This is a genomic window from Leptospira koniambonensis, assembly GCF_004769555.1.
GTDB lineage: Bacteria > Spirochaetota > Leptospiria > Leptospirales > Leptospiraceae > Leptospira_B > Leptospira_B koniambonensis.
This window is the reverse complement of record NZ_RQFY01000007.1, coordinates 244,872-269,302: the sequence shown is the minus strand read 5'-3', so window position 1 is coordinate 269,302 and position 24,431 is coordinate 244,872. Positions and strand designations below refer to the sequence as shown.

The 24,431-nt window shown below is 40.0% G+C and carries 26 protein-coding genes; 18 read left to right on the top strand and 8 right to left on the bottom strand.

Annotated elements, in window-relative coordinates; translation table 11 throughout:
- Positions 1-55 precede the first annotated feature (55 nt).
- The 11 genes from EHQ52_RS16625 (at position 56) to hemG (ending at position 12,328) form a co-directional block, all read left to right on the top strand.
- On the top strand, positions 56-883 hold the full coding sequence (locus EHQ52_RS16625) for a Cof-type HAD-IIB family hydrolase (RefSeq protein ID WP_208653527.1): 828 nt from the start codon (positions 56-58) through the stop codon (positions 881-883).
- 303 nt (positions 884-1,186) lie between these two features.
- Positions 1,187-2,074: a glutamyl-tRNA reductase gene (locus tag EHQ52_RS16615; RefSeq protein ID WP_135616295.1), complete on the top strand. Its 888-nt coding sequence runs from the start codon at positions 1,187-1,189 to the stop codon at positions 2,072-2,074.
- Positions 2,059-3,621 carry a hydroxymethylbilane synthase gene (locus EHQ52_RS16610; RefSeq protein WP_135616294.1) on the top strand — a complete coding sequence of 521 codons (1,563 nt, stop codon included), beginning with the start codon at positions 2,059-2,061 and terminating at the stop codon, positions 3,619-3,621. The genes EHQ52_RS16615 and EHQ52_RS16610 overlap by 16 nt, the downstream gene beginning before the upstream one ends.
- A complete protein-coding gene (gene hemB, locus EHQ52_RS16605; RefSeq protein ID WP_135616293.1) occupies positions 3,618-4,583 on the top strand; it encodes a porphobilinogen synthase in 966 nt (321 codons plus the stop codon). The genes EHQ52_RS16610 and hemB overlap by 4 nt, the downstream gene beginning before the upstream one ends.
- Positions 4,583-5,878: a glutamate-1-semialdehyde 2,1-aminomutase gene (hemL, locus tag EHQ52_RS16600; RefSeq protein WP_135616292.1), complete on the top strand. Its 1,296-nt coding sequence runs from the start codon at positions 4,583-4,585 to the stop codon at positions 5,876-5,878. The genes hemB and hemL overlap by 1 nt, the downstream gene beginning before the upstream one ends.
- Positions 5,875-6,801: a sensor histidine kinase gene (locus EHQ52_RS16595; RefSeq protein ID WP_135616291.1), complete on the top strand. Its 927-nt coding sequence runs from the start codon at positions 5,875-5,877 to the stop codon at positions 6,799-6,801. The genes hemL and EHQ52_RS16595 overlap by 4 nt, the downstream gene beginning before the upstream one ends.
- Positions 6,798-7,490 (top strand): response regulator transcription factor, encoded by a 693-nt coding sequence (locus EHQ52_RS16590; RefSeq protein WP_135616290.1) that lies wholly within the window; start codon positions 6,798-6,800, stop codon positions 7,488-7,490. Before EHQ52_RS16595 ends, EHQ52_RS16590 begins: the two co-directional genes overlap by 4 nt.
- Positions 7,483-8,505 carry a uroporphyrinogen decarboxylase family protein gene (locus tag EHQ52_RS16585; RefSeq protein ID WP_135616289.1) on the top strand — a complete coding sequence of 341 codons (1,023 nt, stop codon included), beginning with the start codon at positions 7,483-7,485 and terminating at the stop codon, positions 8,503-8,505. The genes EHQ52_RS16590 and EHQ52_RS16585 overlap by 8 nt, the downstream gene beginning before the upstream one ends.
- On the top strand, positions 8,502-9,851 hold the full coding sequence (gene hemN / locus EHQ52_RS16580) for an oxygen-independent coproporphyrinogen III oxidase (protein ID WP_135616288.1): 1,350 nt from the start codon (positions 8,502-8,504) through the stop codon (positions 9,849-9,851). Before EHQ52_RS16585 ends, hemN begins: the two co-directional genes overlap by 4 nt.
- A gap of 125 nt (positions 9,852-9,976) precedes the next feature.
- Positions 9,977-10,942 (top strand): LA_0442/LA_0875 N-terminal domain-containing protein, encoded by a 966-nt coding sequence (locus EHQ52_RS16575; RefSeq protein WP_135616287.1) that lies wholly within the window; start codon positions 9,977-9,979, stop codon positions 10,940-10,942.
- Positions 10,943-11,023: 81 nt separating this feature from the next.
- Complete coding sequence (gene hemG, locus EHQ52_RS16570) at positions 11,024-12,328, top strand: protoporphyrinogen oxidase (protein ID WP_135616286.1); 1,305 nt, start codon at positions 11,024-11,026, stop codon at positions 12,326-12,328.
- Here the strand turns inward: hemG and EHQ52_RS16565 are convergent, their stop codons facing one another.
- The 7 genes from EHQ52_RS16565 to EHQ52_RS16535 all read right to left on the bottom strand — a co-directional run bounded on the left by EHQ52_RS16565 (position 12,329) and on the right by EHQ52_RS16535 (position 17,393).
- Complete coding sequence (locus EHQ52_RS16565; protein WP_135616285.1) at positions 12,329-12,745, bottom strand: SRPBCC family protein; 417 nt, start codon at positions 12,743-12,745, stop codon at positions 12,329-12,331.
- 4 nt (positions 12,746-12,749) lie between these two features.
- A complete protein-coding gene (locus EHQ52_RS16560) occupies positions 12,750-13,982 on the bottom strand; it encodes an RNA polymerase sigma factor (protein WP_135616284.1) in 1,233 nt (410 codons plus the stop codon).
- 33 nt (positions 13,983-14,015) lie between these two features.
- Positions 14,016-14,366, bottom strand: a complete 351-nt coding sequence (locus EHQ52_RS16555; RefSeq protein ID WP_135616283.1) for a YciI family protein — start codon at positions 14,364-14,366, stop codon at positions 14,016-14,018.
- A 140-nt stretch (positions 14,367-14,506) separates the two neighbouring features.
- The gene (locus EHQ52_RS16550; protein WP_135616282.1) at positions 14,507-14,944 is read right to left on the bottom strand and encodes a PIN domain-containing protein; all 438 of its coding nucleotides are present in this window, start codon (positions 14,942-14,944) and stop codon (positions 14,507-14,509) included.
- Positions 14,934-15,152, bottom strand: a complete 219-nt coding sequence (locus EHQ52_RS16545; RefSeq protein WP_135616281.1) for an antitoxin — start codon at positions 15,150-15,152, stop codon at positions 14,934-14,936. The genes EHQ52_RS16550 and EHQ52_RS16545 overlap by 11 nt, the downstream gene beginning before the upstream one ends.
- Before the next feature lie 46 nt (positions 15,153-15,198).
- Positions 15,199-16,302, bottom strand: coding sequence for a ferrochelatase (hemH, locus tag EHQ52_RS16540; RefSeq protein WP_135616280.1), 1,104 nt, complete (start codon positions 16,300-16,302; stop codon positions 15,199-15,201).
- Positions 16,299-17,393, bottom strand: coding sequence for a putative porin (locus EHQ52_RS16535; RefSeq protein WP_135616279.1), 1,095 nt, complete (start codon positions 17,391-17,393; stop codon positions 16,299-16,301). Before EHQ52_RS16535 ends, hemH begins: the two co-directional genes overlap by 4 nt.
- A gap of 187 nt (positions 17,394-17,580) precedes the next feature.
- On the opposite strand from EHQ52_RS16535, the gene EHQ52_RS16530 reads away from it, so the two are divergent.
- The 4 genes from EHQ52_RS16530 to EHQ52_RS16515 all read left to right on the top strand — a co-directional run bounded on the left by EHQ52_RS16530 (position 17,581) and on the right by EHQ52_RS16515 (position 20,661).
- Entirely contained in the window at positions 17,581-18,507 is a 927-nt protein-coding gene (locus EHQ52_RS16530) for a ParA family protein (RefSeq protein ID WP_135616278.1), read from the top strand.
- Entirely contained in the window at positions 18,491-19,192 is a 702-nt protein-coding gene (locus tag EHQ52_RS16525) for a ParB/RepB/Spo0J family partition protein (protein ID WP_135616277.1), read from the top strand. Before EHQ52_RS16530 ends, EHQ52_RS16525 begins: the two co-directional genes overlap by 17 nt.
- A 106-nt stretch (positions 19,193-19,298) precedes the next feature.
- Positions 19,299-19,904, top strand: a complete 606-nt coding sequence (locus EHQ52_RS16520; protein ID WP_135616276.1) for an NADPH-dependent FMN reductase — start codon at positions 19,299-19,301, stop codon at positions 19,902-19,904.
- 358 nt (positions 19,905-20,262) lie between these two features.
- Positions 20,263-20,661 carry a cyclic nucleotide-binding domain-containing protein gene (locus EHQ52_RS16515; protein ID WP_100710708.1) on the top strand — a complete coding sequence of 133 codons (399 nt, stop codon included), beginning with the start codon at positions 20,263-20,265 and terminating at the stop codon, positions 20,659-20,661.
- Here the strand turns inward: EHQ52_RS16515 and EHQ52_RS16510 are convergent, their stop codons facing one another.
- Positions 20,662-21,684: a GGDEF domain-containing protein gene (locus EHQ52_RS16510; protein WP_135616275.1), complete on the bottom strand. Its 1,023-nt coding sequence runs from the start codon at positions 21,682-21,684 to the stop codon at positions 20,662-20,664.
- A gap of 110 nt (positions 21,685-21,794) precedes the next feature.
- Here EHQ52_RS16510 and EHQ52_RS16505 point away from each other — a divergent pair, with 110 nt between their 5' ends.
- From EHQ52_RS16505 to EHQ52_RS16495, 3 genes are read left to right on the top strand one after another with little or no spacing between them, the layout of a single operon-like run.
- Positions 21,795-22,583 (top strand): SDR family NAD(P)-dependent oxidoreductase, encoded by a 789-nt coding sequence (locus EHQ52_RS16505; protein ID WP_425269402.1) that lies wholly within the window; start codon positions 21,795-21,797, stop codon positions 22,581-22,583.
- Between the two features lie 12 nt (positions 22,584-22,595).
- Positions 22,596-23,111, top strand: a complete 516-nt coding sequence (locus EHQ52_RS16500) for a low molecular weight protein-tyrosine-phosphatase (protein WP_135616274.1) — start codon at positions 22,596-22,598, stop codon at positions 23,109-23,111.
- Positions 23,104-24,390, top strand: a complete 1,287-nt coding sequence (locus EHQ52_RS16495) for an NAD(P)/FAD-dependent oxidoreductase (RefSeq protein ID WP_135616273.1) — start codon at positions 23,104-23,106, stop codon at positions 24,388-24,390. Before EHQ52_RS16500 ends, EHQ52_RS16495 begins: the two co-directional genes overlap by 8 nt.
- The last annotated feature ends 41 nt before the right edge of the window (positions 24,391-24,431 follow it).

The window sequence follows — 24,431 nt, the reverse complement described above, 5'->3', positions numbered from 1 at the left end:
GACGGACTATAAATTTCCAAAATTGGACGGGCTTCTCCCCTTTCATACGATTGCTATGGATCTGGATGGAACACTTCTGGATTCGAGGGCTTCTATTTCTAGTTTGAATCATTATGTTTTGCAATCCGCGTTGGACCAAGGAATTGGGTTGATTATCGCTACGGGAAGAAGGTTCTCTTCTGCTCTTCCATATGCTCAGGAGTTCCGAGGAAATGTAACTGTGGTGGCCAATAATGGGCAGGTGCTCCGAAACTCTCCCAATGGAGAAAGAATTTCGGAAACGTATATTTCTGAAAAAGCGACATTTGCGGTTTTATCTTTGGGAAAGAAGAAGGGCCACTCTCCCCTTTTACATGTGGACCGCTTTGAAGAAGGAATCGATATTTTAATCGAGTCTCCGATCACGGATGAAAAATATCATAATTATTCAGGCGGAGATATTGCGAGGACCAAGTTGGTTGGCGATCTTCTGGATCATTCTTCTGATCGTGCGCTTGTAGTATGTTATCTTTCCTTAATAAAGGAAGAATTGATCGAATTAGAAAAGGAACTTCTGTCCTTGCCTGAGTCTTCTGAATACAGAACTGTAATTACTAAAATTCCAGGAGTTTCTTACTGTTTGGAAGTTTTGGAGAAAGGAGTCTCCAAGTGGACTGCAATCCAGTCATATTTAAAAATTTCAGGTCTGGACAAGGCCGGAGTGATTTCTTTCGGAGACGAATTGAATGATAGGGAAATGCTTTTTTCTTCCGGATATGGATTTGCGATGAAAAATGCAGTACCTGTTTTGAAAGAAGGCGCTTCTTATATTACTAAATATTCGAATAATGAAGATGGGATCGCGATGACTCTTTTGGAATTATCAGTGCTTTCGTTTAGATAAGACTTTTTGATTTTTATCAATCTTTACATCGCAGGAGGAGCAGGCGACTTCGTAACAGCCGAAACTTGTCTCCGCTTTTTGAGTTTTACTAAATAAACTTCTAATGGACGAAACGACCGGAAAGCTCAAATAAACGGCTGTAGAGCCCACTACGAGATAAACAATTTTATCTTGGAAGCCTATGTCCCAAACCATAAGGTCATTTTGAAATTCGTTCTCAACGCATGCAAGAGGAATATTTTTCGGATCTCTCTGACAGTATTTTGACAAATAAGGCCCTGAATTAGGTATGATCGAAGATAGATGTGGTCCACATTACAAGTTTTTCACTCTGAATCTTCCGACAGGGATTTACTAGCTCTGCCTGATGCGTTTTCTTGGAAGACTTGTATGCGCACTGTTCTTGTTTCAGATTCCAGGATCCATCCTCATCCGGAAAATCTTCCTGCTCATTGGGAAAGTAAATCCGGTTATGAAGCATATAGACTTCTTCTAGAAATTATCTCCGGTTTAAAATCTAAATTATTTGGAGAGACCGAAGTTCTCGCGCAGTTCAGACAAAGATTCCAAGAATTACCTGATCTTGCTTTCGGAGATTATTTGGCAAAACTTAGGGACAATTTGATTGAAGATTGCAGAACTCTTCGCTCAGGGTATTTGCAAAATTTAGGAGAACAATCTTACGGAGGTTTGGCGGATAAATATTTATCTGAAGCTGCAACTCCTCCTAAGGAGATCGTACTTTTTGGAACAGGCCAGCTTGCGGAAAAAATCCTTCCTTGGCTTTCTCATTCTAATAGAAATACTAAGATCGTAGGACGTAATTCGAATCGTTTGGAATTTTTATCTTCTGTTTCCGGTTCTTCTTCTCATATGATGGAAGACTGGTCTCCGAATGGAGAAGCTTGGGTCATCGCTGCACCTATGGACTGCTCCGCTTGGATGGATAAATTGGTTCCAGGAAATCTGGTTTTAGATTTTAGAGAAGAACCTTTGGAAGAATCTTGGCCCTCAGATATCGTATATATTTCCTTTACCCAGATGCTTTCTTCCTTGAAAGAAACAGAAGAAAGAACTAGAAAAGTAAAGGAAGAATTAAAATCCGTTTTAGACGAGCTTTTGGAAGAAAGAGAACTGGAAGCTCATCAATTTGTATTCGGTTGGGATGACCTACCTTGTCCGACGTTTTAAGAATCGGTTCCCGAAAAAGTTCCCTCGCAAAATTACAGACCTGCCTCGTACAAGATCAATTGTATAAATTGTATCCTGAGTTGGAGCTCCAACTTTTTTTCAAGGAAGCGAGTGGTGACCAAGATCTAACTACCCCACTTTGGAAAATGGGAACTAGAGGTGTATTCACCCAAGACCTAACCAAAGAACTTGTCCAAGGAAATGTGGATGTAGTCGTTCATTCCTTCAAAGATTTGGATTTAGAAGGTCATGAAGGCACAGAAATTATTATGGTGCTTCCTCGCGCAGACCAAAGAGATGTTTTACTTTTTAAAAAATCTTCTTACGAGAATCCTCCTAAAGAAATTAAGATCCATTCTTCTAGCCCAAGAAGAGAATATAATCTTTCTGCATTTCTTCCGAATGCACTCCCCTCTCGCCTCCAAAATTTACCGATCAGTTTTCATCCTGTAAGAGGGAATGTGCAGACTAGGCTCCGTAAATGGAAGTCTGATCCGGAAATTTCGGGGATTGTAGTAGCAAAAGCTGCGATAGATCGACTTCTTGCAGAGAACTTTTCTTTTTCTTCTAACGAGGAGTATTCTGAAGTTAGAAAAGAAATTAGATCTGCGATCTCGAATGAACTATTTATGGTTCTGCCTTTATCTAAAAATCCGAATGCTCCTGCACAAGGTGCGCTCGCTGCAGAAATTCGAAAAGGTGACGAGAAGACTAAAAAACTTTTACTTCCGCTTTCAAATCCAAAAGAAGAAGCAGCAGTTCTGGAAGAGAGAAAAATTCTCTCTTATTTCGGCGGAGGTTGCCACCAAAAGATCGGAGTTTCTGTTATCTTAGGGGGTCCTGCGGATTTTCTGTTCGTTCGAGGCAAAACGGATTCAGGTTCTGAGTTGGATGCTTTTGATCGTTGGAATGGAGAAGAATTACCGGTTCCTTCTTCCTTGGATCTTGTGTTTCCGAAACCAAGACAGGGTTTTAGAATGAAACGTTCTCCTATACAAGCCTCTGTCCCAAAAGAAAAGTTTTGGTTCGTTTCTCGCGCAGATTCTTTGCCTAAGGACTGGGAATTGCCAGGACCTGATACGATTTATATAGTAGCAGGTGCAAAAACCTGGGAGAAATTAGCATCCAGAGATGTTTGGGTAAACGGTTCCACGGATGGTTTGGGCGAAGAAGACGCAAAAGAAATCGTTAGTTTTTGTGAGTCCAATCCTGACTTCATCAAACTCACTCATGAAGAAAGCGATATCATTGAAGGTGTATGGAGAAGGTTTGTAACTTATAAAGTGGATTTTGATTCAGAACAACCTGATCTTTCAGGGTATTCCCACTTTTTCTGGATGAGTGCTTCTCAATTTAATAGAGCCTACAAAAAAAATCCGGAAATAGGATCTCGCATTCATTCTTGCGGAACCGGAGCCACGTATAAATATATTAGAAAAATATTAGGTGATTCTGCGAAAATTTTTGCATTCCCTAATTTTGAGTCCTGGGAAAGAGCCTGTAAAGGTGAGACTCCGGATTTTCTTACAACAAGAGGTACTATATGAGTTCCGAGAGTTTGTTGGGCCTGAGAAGAAATCGTCTCAATACTCCGCTCAGAAATTTGGTGTCTTCGGAAAGTTTGAATCCTAAAAAACTGGTTCAGCCTTTATTCGTAACTGAAAGTTTAAAGTCTCCAGAAAAAATGTCGTCTTTGCCTGGAGTATTTCGCGACAGCCAAGAATCTATTCTGTCTCAAGTGGAATCTGATCTGAAGAATGGCGTAGAACATTTTCTACTATTTTTGGTTCCCGAGAAAAAGTCGGATGATTCTATTCCGAAATCATTTTATAAAAATGTAATTGGTAATATTAAATCTAAATTCCCGGAGGCTTTTCTCTGGGTGGATACATGTCTTTGTTCTTTGACCACTCATGGTCATTGTGGACTTTTGGATCCGAAAGGTAGAATAGACAATGTATCTTCTGTCAAAAGACTTTCTGAGCTTGCTCTTTGTTATGCAGAGTCAGGTGCGGATGGTATCTCCCCTTCTGATATGATGGATGGCAGAATTAGAAGTCACAGAAGTATTCTGGATTCTAATGGTTTTCAGCATGTTCCGATCATGAGTTATTCTACAAAATTTAAGAGCCATTTTTATGGTCCATTCAGAGAAGCAGCAGAATCTGCTCCTGGTCATGGAGACCGTTCTTCTTACCAAATAGATGTTAGAAATAGAGAAGATTCTATTCTTTCTTCTATCAGGGACACGGAAGAAGGCGCAGATCTTCTGATGGTCAAACCTGGTATGACTTCTATCGATCTTATCTTACCGATCAAAGAACAAACTGGATTGCCTGTGGGTGCTTACCAAGTGAGCGGAGAATATGCATCTCTCGCAATGCTTGCAGAAAACGGATTTTGCAAATTTGAAGATGCTCTTAAGGAAACATGGCAAGTGTTTTCCAGAGCAGGTGCATCTTATCTGATTACATACGCAGCAAGAAGAGGAAAGGAGATTTTAGGCTGATGTTTCCAAGTTCTAAGGAACTTTTTGAAAGAGCAAAAAAAGTAGCGCCGGGCGGGGTACATTCTCCCGTTAGATCCTTTCGTTCCGTAGGAGGAGATCCTATATTCTTCCAATCTGGAAAAGGTGCTAAACTTACGGATGTTTCCGGAAAAGAATATATAGATTATTGTTTAAGTTTTGGCCCTTTGATCTTGGGCCATAGGGACGAAGATGTCCAAAAAATTGTTTCTGAAACTGCAGAACTTGCCTGGAGTTTCGGAGCTGCAGAACCTTATTCATTAGAACTTGCAGAATGGATTGTGTCCAAAATTCCTTGGGTAGAAAAAATCAGATTCGTGAATAGCGGAACTGAGGCCGTGATGAGCGCGTTACGTGTGGCTCGTGCTGCAACAGGAAGAGATAAGATCCTAAAATTTGACGGATGTTATCATGGCCATTTAGATGCGCTGCTTGTAAAAGCAGGCTCAGGACTTGCTGGAGAATCTTCTTCTGATAGCGCTGGAATTGGTTCAGAGTTGATCAAGAATACTTTGGTTCTTCCTTTGGACGATGAAAAAGCAGTCGAAGAGCTTTTTGCTAAAGAAGGCAAAAATATCGCTGCCTTGGTGATAGAACCTTTGCCTGCAAATTACGGTTTATTAATACAAAGAAAAGAATTTTTATCTAAGATCGTTGAGATTGCGAGAAAACACGGAACTCTTGTGCTCTTTGATGAAGTGATTAGCGGATTTCGTGTAGGACTAACCGGAATGAGCGGAGAATTAGGGATCGCTCCTGATCTTGTTACTTACGGAAAGATCATAGGCGGTGGATTTCCAGTGGGAGCTTATGCGGGAAAAGCTGAACTATTGGATCTCGTCGCTCCTCAAGGACCTGTATACCAAGCAGGAACATTAAGTGCTAGTCCTTTTGGAATGAGGGCCGGTCTTGCTACCGTCCAAAAATGTGAAAAAGATAATGTGTGGAACGTTTTAGAAAATCGCACCAAATCTTTTGTTTCCGGGATGGTTTCTATTTTAAGGGAAAGGGATCCAGAGGGAGATTGGGATTCCAGTGTACACTCTTCTTTGTTTTGGTTCCATAAAAAGTCCTCCTCTCCGATTCGTACTGTGGATAAGATCCCAGTCGGTCATAAAGAGGGTTTTGCAAAAGTATTCCATGCACTTCTCGCAGAAGGAATTTATTTAGCTCCTTCCGGCTATGAAGTTGGTTTTTTGAGCTATGCTCATTCTGATAAAATACTTTCTGAAACATTGGAGAAAGCGGACTCCGCATTAAAAAAATTGAAAGTATGAAGGTCTTCGATTCCAAAAAGATTGTTTTGCCGGTAATCTGGGTTGTGACCACGGTCTCACTCGGGGTCTGGTGGCTTTTTTTGGGATTAAGACAGAATAGAATGGCGACTGAACTTGCCTCTCGCCTCGGATCTCAGATCGATATTGATTTTTTAGAAAAATTAGAAAGGCAAAGTTCCATGATCAAGATGGAGGGGACCTTCTTTCTATTTTTACTAGTGAGCGGTGGGGCCACCTTGATCTGGCTTACTTTTAGAGAAGAAAAGCGAAACAAACTCATTCACGATTTTTTCTCTACAGTAACTCACGAAATGAAAACACCTTTAGCGAGTCTTAGACTACAGGCAGAAAGTCTGTTGGAAGAAGGTGTGGATGCAGGTAAAGACAGACTTCTTCATAGATTACTCAAGGACTCAGATCGTATAGAATCTCAGATGAACAAGGCATTGTACCTGGCAAGTCTCATGAGATCCGAAGGATTATATTTAGAAGAGTTGGACCTCCGACACTGGGGAGAAAGTCTAAGAGAAGAATGGTCCGAGTTGGATATCCAAACAGAATGGAAAGAAACCAAAGTGTTAGCAGATAGAAGAGCACTCGAAAGTATTTTTAGAAATCTTTTGGAGAACTCTGTGCAGCATGGAGGCGCCACTAAGGTAAAAATTCTTTCTGAGCCAATTTCCGGAGATAAGATTAAATTCAGATTCGAAGACAACGGAAAAGGTTTTTCGGGCGATTTTAAATTATTAGGAAGATTGTTTTTAAGACATACGAGTACCAGTGGTACTGGAGTTGGATTGTATATCGCTGAAAAATTGGCCGGAAGAATGGGTGGGAACTTCTCCGTTCAAAATTCTGAGTCAGGAGGATTTTTGGCAGAGCTTACTCTCCCCTCTTATTCTTCTCAAAGGAGAAGTATATGAAAGCGAAATTACTATTAGTAGAAGATGACCGCTCTTTAGGTGAAACTTTAAAAGAACGTTTGGAAAAAGAAGGATACGAAATGGTCTGGACCGTTTCTGCTCAGTCTGCAAAAGTTTTAGCTGCAGATTCCAAACCTGATCTTATACTTTTAGATGTTCGTTTACCTGATGGAGATGGCTTCGAACTTGCTGAAGAATTAAAATCCAGAAAAGATTGCCCTCCATTTTTATTTTTAACTGCACATTCAGGAGCGCCTGAACGTTTGAGAGGATTCGAACTAGGCGCAGAAGAATTTATACCTAAGCCATTTCATTTAAAGGAATTGCTGATTAGGGTAAAACACGTATTAGAATCTCATAAACATTCCATAAAACAGGCTAAATATTCTTACGAAGGTTACCTTCTGGATTTTTACGGATATTGTATTCTTACACCATCCAAAGAAGAGATCCATCTTTCCAAAAGAGACTGTGCTCTCTTAAACTTTTTGGTAGAAGAAAGGGGAAGAACAGTCAGCCGAGATGAGATCCTAGATCGCCTTTGGGGAGAGGAAAAATTCCCTACAAATAGAACTATAGATAATTCCATTGTTAGATTACGCCAAGCCTTCGGAGATAAAGGCGAAGATGCGATCCGTTCCGTGAGAGGAGTCGGCTACCAATGGATCGGAGACTTAAAAAATGTCTAATACTAGATTCCAAGCAGCACTTAAATTAGAACCTCAGGCTACTCCTCCTATCTGGATGATGCGCCAGGCAGGCCGTTATCATTGGCATTACCAAAATTTAAGAAAAAAACATTCTTTCGAAGAACTATGTAAGGTCCCAGAACTTGCTGCAGAAGTTGCTTTTGGTCCCGTAGATGATTTTGATTTTGATACTGCAATTTTATTCTCGGATATTCTTTTTCCTTTAGAAGCATTCGGAATGGGCCTACGTTTCGGAGATGAAGGTCCAAAACTTGGTTGGCATCTTTCTACAGTAGAAGATCTGAATAAGTTTTATCCTTTGGAACAAGCAGTAGAATTTATGGGATTCCAAAAGGATGCAGTCATTCGCACCAGAAAAAGGATCTCTAAAGATAAATCCCTGATAGGATTTGTGGGAGGACCTTGGACCTTATTCTGTTATGCTACACAAGGGAAACATGATGGAAATCTAATACTTCCTAAAGTTTCTGCAGAGCTAAGAGAAGGTTTTTACGAGAAGATCCTTGCTTTATTAAAAGAAAACATACGCCTACAATTAGAAGGTGGCGCCGAGATCGTAATGATCTTTGATACTGCGGCTGGAGATGCTTCTCCTGTATTCTTTCAAGAGGCGATCTTGCCTACCATCAAAGTTTTAGTAGAAACATTTCCAGGTAAAATTGGTTATTATGCTAAAAATCTTGCACCGAGTTCTTTACAATCTCTAAGAGAAGTTTCGGGTCTGACTGGTTTTGGGATGGATCATAGGACTGATATCGTTGGCTTCTTAGGGAACGGTTCCCATTTTGTTCAGGGGAATTTTGACCAGGCATTATTATTCATGGAGCCTGGAGAATTTAAGAAATATTTAAGTCGTTGGATCAGGCCGTTTTTAGATCTGGCCCTAGAAAAAAGAGCGGGATGGGTCTGTGGTTTAGGACATGGAGTCCTGCCAAAAACTCCCGAAGCGAATATTAGAACTTTCGTAAGTACGATACGTGAGGCATTCGTATGAGTTCCAAATCTGATCTAATTCGAAAATACGATGTTCCGGCGCCTAGGTATACTAGTTATCCTACAGTACCTTATTGGGAAGATAATCCAACTAGAGAAGAATGGATAGATGCGCTTCGCAGAAGGTTGGTTCCTGACGATTCTTCTCTAGCATTATACATTCATATTCCATTTTGTGAGACTCTTTGTTCTTTCTGTGGATGTAATACTTCTATCACTAAAAACCATTCTGTAGAGGATCCTTATGTAGAAACGGTTCTGCAAGAATTCAGAAAATACCAAGAAGAACTTCCTGAACTTGCTAAACGTGAGCTTAGAGAATTACATTTAGGTGGTGGATCTCCTACTTATCTTTCCGAATCCAATTTGGAAAGTTTATTAAAGCCAATTTTAGATTCTTGGAATGTCGCTGATTCTCCAGAATTTTCTTTGGAAGTGGATCCAAGAAGGACTCGACTTTCTCAACTTGAGGTACTTGCAAAATACGGATTTACAAGAATTAGCTTGGGAGTCCAGGACTTCGATCCAGAAGTGCAAAGATTAGTGAATCGTATCCAGCCTTATGAATTAACTGCGGCAATCACCGAGGGTTCTCGAAAATTAGGATATCATTCTGTAAATTTCGATCTGATCTACGGGCTTCCTAAACAAACCAAAGAAAGTATGAAGGAAACTATCCGAAAAACTTTGGAACTTAGGCCCGATCGTATCGCATTCTATAGTTACGCTCATGTACCTTGGATTAAAGCAGCACAAAGATTATTCACAGAAGACGACCTTCCTAAGGGAGAAGAGAAAAGAGAACTCTATGAGATCGGTAGAGAGCTTTTCTTAAGCGCAGGATATAAAGAAATTGGAATGGACCATTTTGCTTTAGAGTCTGATTCCTTATACACCGCTTACCAAAACGGAAATCTCCACAGAAATTTTATGGGTTATACCACCAAGTCCACTGACCTACTTTTAGGTTTAGGAGTGTCTGCAATTTCGGATAGTTGGGATTGTTTTTATCAGAACGAAAAGATCCTGAAAAAATACCAAAGAAGAATTTCGGAAAATGGGCAGGCAATACTCAGGGGACATAAATTAAATTCAGAAGATTTGGTCCAAAGAGAACTCATTCTAAAACTTTCTACTTTGGGAAAAGTAGAGGTCCCGGATCCGATTTTTGAAGAGGTTCGCCTCTATTTGGCCAGTATGGAAGACGATAATTTAATAGAGTGGAAAGGAAAAACCCTTGTTTTAACAGACCAAGGAAAACCTTTCTTAAGGAATGCATGTACTGGTTTGGATATGCGTTTGAGAAGAAAAAGTCCTGAAACCAAGGTATTTTCTCAGTCTATTTGACTCTCTTTCTGAAATATTCGGGTCCAATAGCTGTTTCTTCCTTTAGAAAGGACTCATTTGGAAATTAATTTCTTTTCGTCCAATACTTTGGGGACTTTAGTGGCGTAACACTTTTTAGTTTTGAAATGTCATCTTTGCGTTTAAAAAAAATAATTCCGATCTTGCTGATCGTTTTTGCTCCTGTGGGAATTTTTCCTGTCACCATTCTATTGAGAGAAGGTGGAAAAGTAAAAGGAGATATTATAACTCAGAACCAACATTCTGTTCTTCTTCAAACAGAATCAGGAAAACGTAAAGTAGATAAGGACCTGATCCTTAAAATCCTTTTCCAAGACATAAATGATGACGAAGAGGAAAAGATCCGTAAAGAAGAAGAGGACAAACTCGCTGCGGACAAAAAAGAATTAGAAGATAAAGAAGCAGCACAGAGACAACTGGAAGAAGATAAACAAAAAGAAGAAGACCTAAAAAAACAAGCAGCAGCGGAAGAAGAAGCCCGTCGCTTGGAAGAACTTCGTAAACAAGAAGCAAAACGTCCTTTAAATGCGCTCTGGAGATCCGCGGCCGTTCCAGGTTGGGGACAATATTATACCGACAGAAAGTTCCAATCACTTCTCTACCCTACTCTATTTGCTGCAGTTGCATTTATTGCCTATGATAAGTTCAGAGTTTATAGGACTTCCGTAAAAGAATACGGAGATCTGGGAAATCCATATACAAAAGAAAGTCTTACACTTGCTGCACTTGGCCAAGCCCAAGCTGCTGCTACTCCTTCTTTATCTCCTATCGATGCTTATTTGGCGAATCAATCCAGTCAGGTCCAAATAAAAAGAGAAGAAGCTGATAAAAACTTTAAAGAATACCAAGGCACCTTATTTGTGTTAGGTGGTATTTATATTATAAACCTGATCGATTCTTATATTTTTGCAAATTCTGTCAAATCAGTAGTTCAGTTTTCAGATGGCCAAAGTAGAGGTATGGTAATATCCGCAATGCCTTCCAGTATTGGAACGGGAGGCGGATTTTCTGGTGGAGGAAGTTTCTCCGGAATGGAAACCAAATATACAATGGGCTACAGATTCGATTTCTGATCTTGATAAAAACTTTTCTTCCTTTTAAAAGAAAATCTAGGATTTAATTGCCAATAGTTTCCATCCCATTACTTTGTATCCGTGGCGAAATGGGTTCCGGATCATATAGTAATTGGCGCAGGTTTTACTGGACTTCTGCATGCATTCCTTTCTTTAGAGAAAGGTGAGTCCGTATTAATACTTGAAAAAAAAGAAAGTTCCGGAGGACTGATCCGTTCCGTGAGAACGGAATACGGGATCGTAGAAAGGGCGGCCAACGGGATCTTAAATTGTTGGGAGTTAGAAAGCCTCGCCTCTCGTTTAGGGTTAGATATCCTTCTCTCCAACCCTACATCTAAAAAACGTTATATATTCTCAGGCGGAAAAATGAGAAGAATGCCTCTTTCCGTTTTCGAAATAATCTCTTTTGCGTTCTCTGCATTAACTGTGCCTGCCCAACCTCTCCCGGGTGAATCTATTCATCAATGGGGAAAAAGAGTATTGGGAGAAAATGTAATGAATAAAGTTCTGGAACCTGCATTAGGCGGAATATATGCGGGTGATCTGGATGCAATGTCCGCGGAACTTGTTCTCGGAAAATTTTTACCTGAGCAAGCTCCTCTTTGGAAGAACATTCTTCTTCTTAGAGAATCCAGAAAAGGAAAACCGAAACTTCTTCCTGGCAGAAGAGGAACTGTAAGTTTTAGAGGCGGCTTAAGCAGTTTACTTGGCGCATTAGAAGCAAGAGTATCTTCTCAGGGGAAGATCAAATATAACCAGGACATTTCTAACTTAAAGGAATTGAGAGCTAGTTATCCTAAGTCCAAGATCACGATCGCTACAAATCTCGGAACTGCATTAAAACTTCTGAAATCAGAATTTAAAGAATTTAAATCCTACCAAGGGATGTTGGAAACTTTGCCTATAGTAAGTGTGACCCGTTTCGGAAAAGATTCTATCTTGGATGGAAAAAAAGGATTCGGAGTATTATTCCCTAAGGATCATAAAAGTTTTTCTTCTGAATTAGGAATTAGATCCAGAGGGATCTTGTTTAACGATTTTATATTCTCTGGTCGGACCTCAGACGGGATCCATTCAGAAACTTTTATTATGGGCGGCGCAGGAGACAGAGAAATTTCCTCCAAAACGGAAGAAGAGATCATCTCAGTAGTAGAAGAAGATCGTAAAAAACTGTTCTCTGAAAGCGGAGTTCCTTTAAACCACTATGTAACTGTTTGGAAGGATGCACTACCAGTGTATGGGCCACAGCTTCATGCATTCAACCGGGACCTGGATAGAGTTTTACCTCCAGAGATCAAGGTAGAAGGGAATTTCAGGAATGGGATCGGTCTAAAATCCATCCTGGAACGGGCCTTCTCTTTATATAATCCGGATCTTTCGGCATGATCAGCTGACAAATTTCTTTATTAAAATTCCTTTAAGTTCTTCCAGATCTTTTTTGATCCAGTTGGAATCCTCTTCAAATTTTTCGGAAGTCATTCCTTCTGTTTGGAATAATGTAAAAATTAGTTCACTCCCGTCTCCATTCTCAATGATCCTAAGAGGATTATAAGAAATATTTTCAGGACTGAATATTACATAATGATCCAAGATCCCGTATTGGTTTTTATCTGTGAATTTTGCTGTTAGTTTGCCCATGGGAGAATCGATGGACCACTCTCCGTTTTTTAGGGGAGAAATGGATTTGCATAAACCGGATGCCCATTCCGGAAAATTTTTAGGGTCGGAAAGATATTCGTAAGCGGTCTTTTGTGCAACAGGGATAGTTACGCTGATATGTTTTGTTTTCTTTGTATTAAGCATTTGTTTACTTTGAGAATTGATCGATCTTTTTTTGGATACTGATCTTGGCCTGAGAAGTTTTTGCAAGTGAATATGCTTTGCGAAAATTTTCCTCTGACTTTGAATTATCTATATCTAAATACAATTCTCCTAAAAGAGCAAAGTAAAAATGATTTTCTTTCAGATCTAATTTTGCTGCTTCGATGATTGCTTCTTCTTTTCCATTTGCCTTAGAAAGAGCGTATGTTCTATTCAAAGCGGCGATTGGTGAATATTGTAATTGAAGTAGACGGTTGTATAACTGCAAAATATTTTCCCATTTTTCTTTTGTGTCTTCCTTTTGGGTATGCCAGTATGCAATTCCTGCTTCTAAATGATATTTTGTGAGTTTGGTCCCAGTTGCTGCCTTGGTCAAAAAAATTTCACCCTTAGCAATCAGATCGAAATTCCAAAGATTTGTGTTTTGGTCTTGGTAAAGGATCTGTTCCCCATTTTCATCCTGTCTTGCTTCAAATCTAGAAGTATGAAAGCACATTAATGACAGAAGTGCATATACTTGAGGTTTATCGGTGATCTGGTTTTCTGCAAGCATGCTGCAGAGACGGATTGCTTCTAAACAAAGATCTTTACGTAAAGTTTTGTTCTGGCTGATAGAATGATATCCTTCGTTAAATAATAAATAGATCGTGGAGAGAACCGAATCCAATCGATCTTCTAATTCTTCCGACACTGGAAGTTGGATGTTGATCTTTTCTTCTCTTAATTTTTCTTTTGCTCTAAATAGTCTCTTATTGATCGTTTCTTTATTCGTTAAGAAGGCATCGGCTATCTCTTCTATCCCGAACCCACATAAAACCCTAAGTGAAAGTCCAACCTGTGCCTCAGGTGAAATAGAAGGATGGCAAACTGCGAACATCATTCTGAGTTGGCTATCGTATATATTCTCTGGAGAAAGATCAATTTCAGTGTCGAATAGCTCAAATTGAGATTTAGTGAGTTCAGGAAGGATTTTATTTTTAAAAACTGAATTTCTTTGAAGGTAATTTTTAGCCTTATTCTTTGCCACTGTATAAAGCCAGGCTATTGGGTTTTCAGGATTTCCTTTAATTCCCCAGGTTTCAGTTGCGGTTAGAAAAGTCTCACTTGCGATCTCTTCTGCAATATCTATCCTTTCGAAACCTATATGTTTGCAAAGAACAGAGACAATTTTAGTATATTCATTCCTGAATAAATGAGGTAATATCTCCGGACTTTGCATAAAATTTGAATCAGATAAATGTGTCGGTTAACGTTATTTGTCTACACCTACAATTTTTCTCACTTCTACACTATTTCCAGGGCCATTTAGGATAGGGCATTCTTTGGCGATATTGGTCGCTTCTTCAAAATTTTTTGCCTTGATTGTGATAAAACCTGCTATGGATTCTTTTGTTTCTGCAAATGGTCCGTCAGTGATGATCTGCCCTGATTTGATGACCTTACCTTCGGTCGATAGTCCTGTCCCGCCCACAAATTTGTTTTGAGCGGCAATTCCTCCCACCCAGTCCTGGTACATTTTCATATACACTTGCATTTGTTCTGGCGAAGGTTGTGCATCCTTTGTGATCAGATCCAATCGCATTAAGATTAAATATTCGTCCATATTTGTCTCCTATAGAAGATGATTTTAACTATAGATCAATTGAGTTTTGAAAAATTGGACAGGCATTTGGAGAAAATTTGGGCTCTTTTGGTTGCCTTATTGGAGTTCCTACAAGCGGTACTTGAGAAAGATAAAAGGTATTATTTCTTTTTAGATCCGACTTTGAAAGGATTTATAATCTGCAGTCCTTCCAATTTTTGACCAGTTTGCAGATCTTCCGAATAGATCTGTGTACATCCTAGTCTTTTGGCTGCGGCCAGAATAAGGCTATCATAAAAGCCGTATTTATATTTGTTCTTAATTCTCAAACCTTCTAGATAAAAATCAGCAGAAGGATAGAATTTGCAAAGTGGGATTAGAATATCTTGTAGATAACTTTTCAATTCTGGAACGGAAAAGTATTTTTTCTTTTCACTCAATGCAACGTTCGAAAATTCTTGGATCACTTGGTAGCTGATGACGTAGTTGTCAGTTTTTACGGCTCGAGCTATGATATCAATTGCTTGTGATCGTTTTTCGTTATCTTCGCCGAATTGATACAGTAGGATATTCGTATCTAAGAATATCCTATCGCTCATTCATCTGATCTCTGGAATATTTCTCTTTGATCTTGATATGAGAGTATTTGCTAATATATTTTTTGTAATCCAAGGATTCGCGATTATCGTTCGAGAATGTGGTAAGCCACTCTACAAAAAGTTCATTCAGCGATTTATTTAAATCGATCGCTTTTGCTCTGGCTTTTTGGATCAGGTTTTCATCTATCCTGAATGTGACATTTTTCATAATATTTTAAATTTGCACGATTTCTGTGCAAATGTCAATATTAATTTTATGCACAATCACAGGATATTTTTTCCTTTTTCGGGTCCCAGCCGCCTGAAGCCTTGCAGATACAGCTTAAGGTTCTACCGTTCTGTGCAGAATGTTTTGCCTCAAATACAAATTTTGCCAATGCTTCTAAGAATGCTGGATATGTTCCTGGAGCTGGAATTCTGTAATACTCCGAGATCCCATTTTGAAGAGCATGGTCTCTAATCTGGACTCCGATCTCCTCTAAGGTTTCTAAATGATCGCTGATAAAACTGATCGGATACACTGCGATCCTTTCGGTTCCTTTTTGTCCCAACTCTTGGATCTTATCAAGAGTGTTAGGAATGGTCCATTTGCTTGGCCCTACCCTGCTCTGATAAGACAGATGTATTTGTCCTTTATAACCTTTTTCTCTTAAAAGAGTAGTGAGAGCTTTTACATTTTCTTCGATCTCTTTTGTATATACGTCGCCTTTTTTGATTAGGCGAAGCGGGATTCCATGCGCACTGAATACTATATCCAGGTTCTGCCAATCTGGGATTGGCTCTTGTTTGATATGTAAAAAATCTTTTTCGGAAAGTTTGCCTTGGAAAAAATCTAAGATCAAGTCTCGGATGGACTCTAAATATTCTTTTCTGTCTGAGAATGGTCTCACCCAATGCGGATTGGAAGCAGGGCAGTATCCTAATTGTTTTTCCATTAGCATTGCTGTGGAAAGAACTGTTGATCTGGAAAAATGAGGGAATAATGGAAGAAGTACAACTCCTTTATTCGGATCCGTCCACTCAGAAGGTAGTTCTCTGATGTCCGGATATCCGCAGCACATCGCTGTCTTGACTTCCCATTTTTCTCCTGACTCTTCTAAAAGTTTTTTTAAACCTTCTGCCTGTTTTTCGGTTTGCGCGACAAGAGGGGAGCCTCCTCCGAATCCCATGGAGGCGTAAGTCTCTTCTACTTTTTTAGCCCTTGTCTCTGCAATTTTTCTAGCAAGTCTGATCCTAAGAAATTCAGGAAGAGGAAGATCGAATACCAATGGATCTTCGAATAGGTCTTTTAGAAATTTTGGGATTTCTTCGGCGTTTCTGGGTCCGCCTAAGTTGATTAGTAAAAGTTTATTTTTCATAAAAAATGGCTCACTTGGAATTCGATGGAATACTGTTTTGTACTCAGATAATTTCTGTATCTTCCTGAATAATTTGAAAGAACGTCTTCTCTGCTCAGGCCACCTTGGGTAGCAAAACTTCCTTCTCCGTACAATCTATGCTCCGTTAATTTTAGGAAAAATAGCCAAGAGGGTAGGACATACCCCGCTCCCAAATTTGTTTCTACTCCGAAGCCAGAAGAATCTCCAATGAAGTTTAGATTTCTTTGGTAATGATAATCTCTGAAATGTGAATACCAAACATTTCCGGAAAGACTTGCTTCTAACATCCATGTCCCGTTGGAATATCTATAACCAAATCCGAATGGAACTTCCCAAGTAGAGATAGAATAGCTGAGCCCAATTCCGATTGGACCATACGTTACTGGTGAGGTCGCGATCCATTGCATCACATCATATAGATAATATTTATAATAGGTATAGTAGGCGCCGCCTGTAAGATAAATGCCTGAGCCTGGTTTTCTTGGATCAGGATTTGAGCCGCCGAAATATTTTCTGGCAAGGAAACCGATCCTATCGTCTTTCATTTTAAGTTTTCCTCTTCCATCCGCAAAGTTTTGGGTGCCTGTGAATGTATAAGGTGTATCGTAAAAACTTGTGTTCGCGAAATCGATCTTTGTCCCCTTCTCCCTGCTTATATTACCAAGAAAAAAGTCTTCGTCTCTGCCCTCTCCTGTTCTTTGGTTCTTGAAAGTTGTCCTATATTCTAGGTTGATCTCCCAAGTTTCCCACCAATGTTTTAAGCCGATCCCGCCGTATTCGAATTCTCTGTTATAGGTGATCCTGGATCCCGCTTTTAACCCGGAAAGATTCGGGAACTTTGTGCCGGATTCGAAAATATGTTGGCCTCCGTTTTCTCCGGCAAGACCTGTGATGGAACTTCTGGTCAATAGTTCGGATAGAAGGGCCTGGATTTTGGATTGGGGCGCCGCGGTTCCAGAGAGATTCGTATCTGATCGTATCTCTTTTGGGGCCACTGGTTCTTGTGCGAGCAGATTACCTGTGGCAAATAGGCAGAATAGTAAGCTTGTAATTCGAATATGAATTTTCATTTCATCCTAGAATAGGGGTGAAATGATTTCATCCCCCTGTGAATTCCTTTTCCGAGAAGAGACCTTAGCATTTTCCCCTCCCCTATCGTTTCAATTCGGTTTTTTCGCTCTTAAACCAATATGAGACATAGGTTTTCTTGACAAATTGGGTCTTTAAAGGGATCTATTATCAGGGTTAAGGTCTGAAGTGAAAGCCAGAGTTTTAAGTGTGGAAGAAGTCCTCTCCGAATACGTTTTAAGTTCGGAAGATGAGTTTCTAGAGAAGGCAGAAAAATGGTCCCTGCCAAAAGACAATAAGGGCAAGTACAAGACCGATGTTTTGGATAAGTACTTCTCCAAAAAAATGAAACACTCCTACGAATCAGTGATCATTGCGGTATCCAATCAAAAAGGTGGAGAAGGTAAAACCACAGTTTCCATCTGTCTCGCGGAAGCATTGGCAAAGGCAGGCAAAAAAGTTTTACTATTGGACTGGGATGCTCAGGCAAATATCACTCAGTTATATGTCGGCCAGGCGGATAAATCTGTTTTTCATAGTTTGGGTTATAAAGAGGAATCTAAAGTAGATATTTCCGAAATTATTGTAACTCTTGCTCCTGGTTTGGATCTGGTTCCTTCTTCCATTCATTTGGCGAATTTTACAACTCCGTATGAGAGAGACGATTTTGATCTTTTGAAAGAAGCATTATTGCCGATCCGTTCTTCTTACGAATATATTATTATAGATTGTCCTCCATCTTTAGGTTTGATCTTGGAGAATGCTTTGATCGCTGCAGATCTTGTTTTGGTTCCGATCCAGACTCGCGCTTTTAGTGTGCAAGGTTTGAAAGATCTTCATGGAACAATAGAGAAGATCCGTAAAAAAGCAAATCCTGGTCTTGGACTTTTGGGAGCGGTCTTAAATCAGTATGAGGATTCGAGAGCACTTTCTGGACTTGCTGAAACTGTCCGGAAATATTTCCCAGTGTTTGATTCTGTTGTGTATAGAAGAGAGGCGATCCCTCAGTCCCAGGCAAAACGTAAACTTTTATCCGAATATGATCCTAAAGCAATGCAAATGTTTTCTACCTTGGCGGAAGAAGTAATGAGGAGAGCAAATGGCAAAAAGATCTGATTTTGCAGGGCTGGATCTATTAACAGCTTTCGGCGGGGACGAATCCCTCAAAAAGGAAATTCTTCTCTCTGATATTATAACGAATCCAGAACAACCTAGGGTTTTCGGAAAAGAAGATGTGAGCGATCTTGTGGAATCTATGAAACGTTTGGGACTCATAGAGCCAATTGTTGTTCGTAAATTAGGTAAGAAATTCCAGATCGTTGCTGGAGAAAGAAGATTCCAGGCAGCTAAGATCATCGGCTGGAAATCAATTCCGGTCGTAGAGACCGAAGCCTCCGAAGACAGATGTTACGAGATCGCCTTGGCAGAGAACGAAAAACGTAAAAGTTTAAATCCCTGGGAAGTAGGAAGAGCGATCCAATTCCTTCGAAAAGAAAGAAAAAAAACCGCAGAAGAAGTTGGAAAGATCCTAGGTTATACGGAAAGGTATGTGAAACAGTTGAGCTCAATTGCAAGGCTGGACCAAAAATCAGTTTCAGAATTACTCAAAAGTGGGAGTGATCTTTCCGTCAAAAACCTGGAAACCCTCCTAAAGAAAAAAGAAGGACGGGGGGGTGAAACGATTTCACCCCGCAAACCTGGAGAAAGAGTTACTCTGGATCTTAAACCACTTACTATAAAGAATAGAGAATCTTTCCTAAAAGAACTTTCTAACTTAAAGAAAAAGTACGGATTGAGCTAAGACAATTTTTTTCTCGTTGGAGAAAAGTAGAGGCTTTCGAATCTGTTCTCATACGCTAGTTCGGGCGAATATTTATAATCGCTCGGATCTCTATTAAAGGAATAGAATGAAAATTGGAATCATCGTTGGCTCCCAACAAAAAGTATCTCAGTCCGCTAAAGTAGGTGAATTTTTAAATTCTAAATTAAAAGAAATGTCCGTGGAAACTTGGACATTGGACTTGGGGAAAAATCCTCTTCCTCTTTATGATTCTACTCAGACAAGTGATGATAAGGCCTGGACAGATCTTTGGAAACCTATTGATGAAAACTTAAAAAGTTCTGAAGGTTTTGTGATTATCACTCCTGAGTATGGCGGGATGGCGAGTCCTGCTATTAAAAATTTCTTCCTTCATGCAGGGCTTGTCCAGTTGGGCCATAAGCCTGGACTTCTAGTTTCTGTTTCTTCTGGTAGAGGGGGCGCTTTCCCAATCAACGAGATGAGAGCAAGCAGTTATAAAAATACCAAGATCTGTTATATCCCTGAACAATTGATCTTTAGAGATGTGGAACATCTGATCAATGGAGGAGATCCAATTTCTCCAGAAGATAGTTTTATTAGAGAAAGAAGTGGATTCGCTCTGAAAATTTTAGTGGCTTATGCGGACGCTTTGTCTGAGATCCGTGAGTCTGGCGTAGTCCATGATCCTAGGTTTAAAAACGGAATGTCTTAAGGGTTCGCACGGAGACCGCTGAGGTCACAGAGATACTAAGCGGCAGCGATGCGTAGATCTTTAGTCCGGGCGAAGCCCGGATGAGCGCTAGCGAAATCGAAGCAGCGCGACCCGAGCGATAGCGAGTGGGGCCGCCCCCATACCCCAAGTTATCATTTTTTAATGAGACATAATCCTATCGAGGCCCAGCGCCAATTTGTAACGAATCCAGCAAGTCCCTCTTGCAAAATTGAATAGGGGAGGGGAGTTCCTTCCCCCAGGAATTGGCTCAAAGATTGTCTTTTCTGACCCGATGATATATCCTGAGGGCTAACGCACTCGGTGGGAAACGAAACGTTTCCAAGTCAGATAGGAATTCATGAATAAAATTAATATCCAGGCCGGACAAATTATTTTCAGAGAAGGTGAGTTGAATAATTCGATGTACATCATCACCTCTGGAACAGTTGAAATATTTTTTACTCATAAAAACTCTGCCACTCGTTTGGCTTTGATGAAGAAGGGAGATTTTTTCGGTGAGATGGCTTTGTTCAGGGCCAAACCGAGAACTGCGACTGCGAGAGCGGTAATGGACACTGAAATGGTTGCGGTGGAATCCAAACAACAGCTGGAAAGATACTTACTCGCAAACCCTGAGTTTGCTGCTAAGATGGTGAGGATTTTGGCAGATCGTTTGGCGAATACGAACGAACTTTTGATCTCTAAATTAAACGAAATTACTACGAAAGAAATCGAATATCAGATAGAAGATACCTGATCAGGTATAAGTAATACGGTCTTTTCCGGCTGCTTTTGCTTCATAAAGTTTTGCATCGGTAAGTGAATATAACCTATTACTTTCGTCAGCATCATTTGGATATTCTGCTACTCCTCCGGATACAGTAACTTCTATCCCGAAATCGTTTTTGGAGGAGTTTCTTAGATAAGTCCTGAATCTTTCGATAGCTACTTTCGCGTTTTCTTTGCTGGTTTCCGGAAGAATGACTGCAAATTCTTCTCCTCCGACCCTGCAACTGATGTCTTCTGTTCTGAAGGCATACATTAGAGTTCCTGCCACGAGCTTAAGGATATCGTCCCCGAAAGAATGTCCTTTGGTATCATTGATCTTTTTGAAATTATCCAGGTCAAATAGGAATAAGCAGAAACTTCTTTTATATCTTTTACTTCTGGTGATCTCTTTGTTTAGCACCAGATTAAAATATCTTCTATTATAGATCCCTGTTCCTTCGTCTATGACTGCGTTTAGGATGATTTCTTCGAAGGAGTAGATATCCACGATCTTTGGGTTTTCGATGAGGCGATTCTTTAAATAAATATAATCTAGAAGGGCCACTACGAAGTTCATACTTCTGCCAAGCTGCTTGCTTAAGCTCTCTGCGTGGGCGTAGATCTCTTTCCAAAGGGATCTGGCTTCGGATTCTGGCAGGTCCAGGTTAGCTATAATTCTGAAAAAGTCGGAGTAGAAATAATCATCCTTCTTTCCCATCTCCTCGAATTTATTTGCGAGGCTTGGAAGAGGTGCCTGTTTATCGTTTACTATCTCTAAGATTGCATTTTTTCTTTCTGAGTTTACCTGACCCAGGCCCTTAAACCTGTCCCTCATTTCTATAAGTTCATTTCTGGCTAGATTGGCCGTGGTCTCGTGAGCATTCAGGGTCTGTTCAGCTGTGAGTAACTCTACTTCCCCTAACTTGGAAACTCTTTCGTAGAGCTCCAGAAGTTCCTTGAGTTTTTGGATTTCCTCTTCTTTCTCTTTTAGTTCTTCTTGTAGATTTCGCATTTTGGTTCCGGGGTATGGTCCAAGGTCCTTAGTAGGAACTCCTAAGTTTCCAGTTTGTTATGGAATACTGGTAAAATAATTCTTTTCCACCCTAGGGGTAAACCAATTTAATGAATTACTCGGCGGTTTCATCTATGTCCAAAGGTCCTCATAAGAAAAAAGTTATTATCACGGGAGCTAGTTCTGGTATTGGCAGAGAGCTTGCTTTATTGTATGGAAAAGAAGGTCATGATCTGGCCATTACTTCCAGAAGGAAAAATGTTTTAGAAGATATCGCAAAGGAGATTCGCTCCTTTAATAAAGGTGGCAAGGTAATCTTAGCTTCCTTGGATGTTTCAGAATCAGCGGATAATTTTAAAGTCCTTCCTAAACTAGCTAAGGATCTTGGTGGTGTGGATCTGTTCATTGCAAACGCTGGGATTTCTACCAACTCTTCTTTTGGCCAAAAAAGTTTTGAAGCGGATAAGAAGGTAATCGATACAAATTTGATCGGTCTTATGGCAGGCATCTCTGCTTTGCAACCGGTCTTCAGAGACCAGAAAAGTGGACAGATCGTAGGAATTTCTTCTGTCGCTTCTTTTAGAGGTCTTCCTGGTTCAGCAAGTTATTCTACTTCTAAGGCAGCAGTTTCTACTTATCTAGAAGCGTTAAGGGGAGAAGTTCGGAAGTTTAATGTGAAGGTCACAGTCATTCACCCAGGTTTTATAGATACTCCAATCAATCAAAAGTTAGAAACCCGCCCTTTTCTTGTTTCCGCAGAAAAAGGTGCTAAAAAAATTTACAATAGGATAGAATCTGGAGTTCGATCTGCTACTGTGCCTTGGTTCCCTTGGGCATTGATTGGAGTCCTGATGAGATCTCTCCCTGAGTTTTTATGGGAGAAGATCGGGCCTAGATAAGGGTTTTTGAATATGGTAGGAACTCCAGACTCTTCGAATATCTACAAGGTTCTCTTCGTATGTCTGGGGAATATCTGCAGATCTCCTGCGGCAGAAGGTGCATTCGTGGACCTTTTGGAAAAGAGAGGATTTTCATCTCTATTCGAAGTGGATTCCTGCGGAACTTCTCGTTATCATCTGGGTGAATTGGCCGATCCAAGGACCAGGCAAACAGCTCGCAAAAAAGGGATAGAACTCACTCATAAGGCGAGACAATTTAAAAAATCCGATTTTGAATATTACGATTTTATTTTAGCGATGGACAGATCCAATCATAAGGATTTGGGAATACTCGCTTCGAATGAAGAAGAAAGAAAAAAAATTCATTTGTTCAGAAAGTTCCAAAAGGGCCAAGGAAAAGAATCCGAAGTCCCTGATCCATATTATGGAACTTTAAAAGACTTCGAAGAAGTTCACCAGATAGTTTCCGAGGCTTCGGAAGGATTTCTGGAATACGTTTTGAGTAAAAATGGAGTAAAGAATGCCTAAGGGTGAAAAAAAGAAAGTAGTAGTAATCGGAGTAGGTTTTGGCGGATTGCAGGCGATCAAAAAATTATCCAAAGAAGAAGATCTGGAAATCATCGCTATCGATAAAAAAAATCACCATTTGTTCCAACCTTTATTATACCAGGTAGCTACCGCGGTTTTAAGCCCAGCGGATATCGCAATCCCAACCAGATCTCTTATCGGAGACAAAAAGAACGTAACAGTTTATTTGGGAGAAGTGGAAAAGGTAGATATCCAGGCCAAAAAAGTATATTTCCAAGGACATTCCGAAGATTATGATTATCTAATATTGGCTGCGGGTGCTAAATCGGGCTATTTCGGAAATGATCATTGGAAAAAATATTCTATTGGTTTAAAATCACTGAAAGATGCGCTTTCTATCAGAACTAAAATTTTAACTTCTTTCGAGCATGCAGAACTTGCAGGTGATCCTGAAATTGCTAAAAAACATTTAAATTACGTAATCATTGGTGGAGGTCCTACAGGTGTAGAGCTTGCAGGTTCTATCGCAGAACTTTCGCATGAGATCGTTAGAAACGAATTCCATACAATCGATCCTGGTTTAGCAAAAATCACTTTGATAGAGGCTTCTCCTAGACTTCTTGCTGCGTTCGCTCCTAAATTAAGTGAATTTGCAAAGGTCCGTTTAGAGAAGAGGGGAGTGGAAGTACTAACTGGAACAAAGGTCCTAGAGATAGATCAAAATGGAGTCAAGATAGAAGGCAGAACAATTGCTTCTTCTACAGTGATTTGGGCTGCTGGAGTTCAGGCAAATGCTATCGGTGCTACCCTGGGAGCTCCTACAGATAGAATGGGAAGAGTGACGGTAGATGAGTTCTGTAATGTAGAAGGTCATCCAGAAGTTTTTGTAATTGGTGATATCGCAAATTATTCCAAAGGTTTAGAAAAACCTTTGCCTGGTGTTTCTCCGGTTGCAATGCAGCAAGGAAGATATGTTGCTTCTCTTATTCGAGGAGATCTAAGATCCAAAAAAAGAAAACCTTTCCACTATCTAGACAAGGGAAGTATGGCGACTATCGGAAGACAAGACGCAGTCGCTCAAGTTGGTAATTTCAGACTAAGGGGATTTTTTGGATGGTTCGTTTGGTTATTCATCCATATCTTCTATCAAGTAGGATTTAAAAATAAGATCTCCATCTTCATCACATGGGTTTGGTCTTATATTACATTTCGTGCAGAGGCAAGATTGATCCAAGACGAGGTTGAAGCTAGCTCCAACGGGTCTTCTACACCGAATTAAAGCTGAAAATAATCCTTGAATAGGTCGTACATAATAAAAGA

What these genes read in the sequence shown, in the direction of transcription:
- EHQ52_RS16625 (WP_208653527.1), top strand. Translation starts at nt 56, where the DNA reads ATGGATCTGGATGGAACACTTCTGGATTCGAGGGCTTCTATTTCTAGT.
- EHQ52_RS16615 (WP_135616295.1), top strand. Translation starts at nt 1,187, where the DNA reads ATGTGGTCCACATTACAAGTTTTTCACTCTGAATCTTCCGACAGGGAT.
- hemB (WP_135616293.1), top strand. Translation starts at nt 3,618, where the DNA reads ATGAGTTCCGAGAGTTTGTTGGGCCTGAGAAGAAATCGTCTCAATACT.
- hemL (WP_135616292.1), top strand. Translation starts at nt 4,583, where the DNA reads ATGTTTCCAAGTTCTAAGGAACTTTTTGAAAGAGCAAAAAAAGTAGCG.
- EHQ52_RS16595 (WP_135616291.1), top strand. Translation starts at nt 5,875, where the DNA reads ATGAAGGTCTTCGATTCCAAAAAGATTGTTTTGCCGGTAATCTGGGTT.
- EHQ52_RS16590 (WP_135616290.1), top strand. Translation starts at nt 6,798, where the DNA reads ATGAAAGCGAAATTACTATTAGTAGAAGATGACCGCTCTTTAGGTGAA.
- EHQ52_RS16585 (WP_135616289.1), top strand. Translation starts at nt 7,483, where the DNA reads ATGTCTAATACTAGATTCCAAGCAGCACTTAAATTAGAACCTCAGGCT.
- hemN (WP_135616288.1), top strand. Translation starts at nt 8,502, where the DNA reads ATGAGTTCCAAATCTGATCTAATTCGAAAATACGATGTTCCGGCGCCT.
- EHQ52_RS16575 (WP_135616287.1), top strand. Translation starts at nt 9,977, where the DNA reads ATGTCATCTTTGCGTTTAAAAAAAATAATTCCGATCTTGCTGATCGTT.
- EHQ52_RS16565 (WP_135616285.1), bottom strand. Translation starts at nt 12,745, where the DNA reads ATGCTTAATACAAAGAAAACAAAACATATCAGCGTAACTATCCCTGTT.
- EHQ52_RS16560 (WP_135616284.1), bottom strand. Translation starts at nt 13,982, where the DNA reads ATGCAAAGTCCGGAGATATTACCTCATTTATTCAGGAATGAATATACT.
- EHQ52_RS16555 (WP_135616283.1), bottom strand. Translation starts at nt 14,366, where the DNA reads ATGGACGAATATTTAATCTTAATGCGATTGGATCTGATCACAAAGGAT.
- EHQ52_RS16550 (WP_135616282.1), bottom strand. Translation starts at nt 14,944, where the DNA reads ATGAGCGATAGGATATTCTTAGATACGAATATCCTACTGTATCAATTC.
- EHQ52_RS16545 (WP_135616281.1), bottom strand. Translation starts at nt 15,152, where the DNA reads ATGAAAAATGTCACATTCAGGATAGATGAAAACCTGATCCAAAAAGCC.
- hemH (WP_135616280.1), bottom strand. Translation starts at nt 16,302, where the DNA reads ATGAAAAATAAACTTTTACTAATCAACTTAGGCGGACCCAGAAACGCC.
- EHQ52_RS16535 (WP_135616279.1), bottom strand. Translation starts at nt 17,393, where the DNA reads ATGAAAATTCATATTCGAATTACAAGCTTACTATTCTGCCTATTTGCC.
- EHQ52_RS16525 (WP_135616277.1), top strand. Translation starts at nt 18,491, where the DNA reads ATGGCAAAAAGATCTGATTTTGCAGGGCTGGATCTATTAACAGCTTTC.
- EHQ52_RS16520 (WP_135616276.1), top strand. Translation starts at nt 19,299, where the DNA reads ATGAAAATTGGAATCATCGTTGGCTCCCAACAAAAAGTATCTCAGTCC.
- EHQ52_RS16515 (WP_100710708.1), top strand. Translation starts at nt 20,263, where the DNA reads ATGAATAAAATTAATATCCAGGCCGGACAAATTATTTTCAGAGAAGGT.
- EHQ52_RS16510 (WP_135616275.1), bottom strand. Translation starts at nt 21,684, where the DNA reads ATGCGAAATCTACAAGAAGAACTAAAAGAGAAAGAAGAGGAAATCCAA.
- EHQ52_RS16505 (WP_425269402.1), top strand. Translation starts at nt 21,795, where the DNA reads ATGAATTACTCGGCGGTTTCATCTATGTCCAAAGGTCCTCATAAGAAA.
- EHQ52_RS16500 (WP_135616274.1), top strand. Translation starts at nt 22,596, where the DNA reads ATGGTAGGAACTCCAGACTCTTCGAATATCTACAAGGTTCTCTTCGTA.
- EHQ52_RS16495 (WP_135616273.1), top strand. Translation starts at nt 23,104, where the DNA reads ATGCCTAAGGGTGAAAAAAAGAAAGTAGTAGTAATCGGAGTAGGTTTT.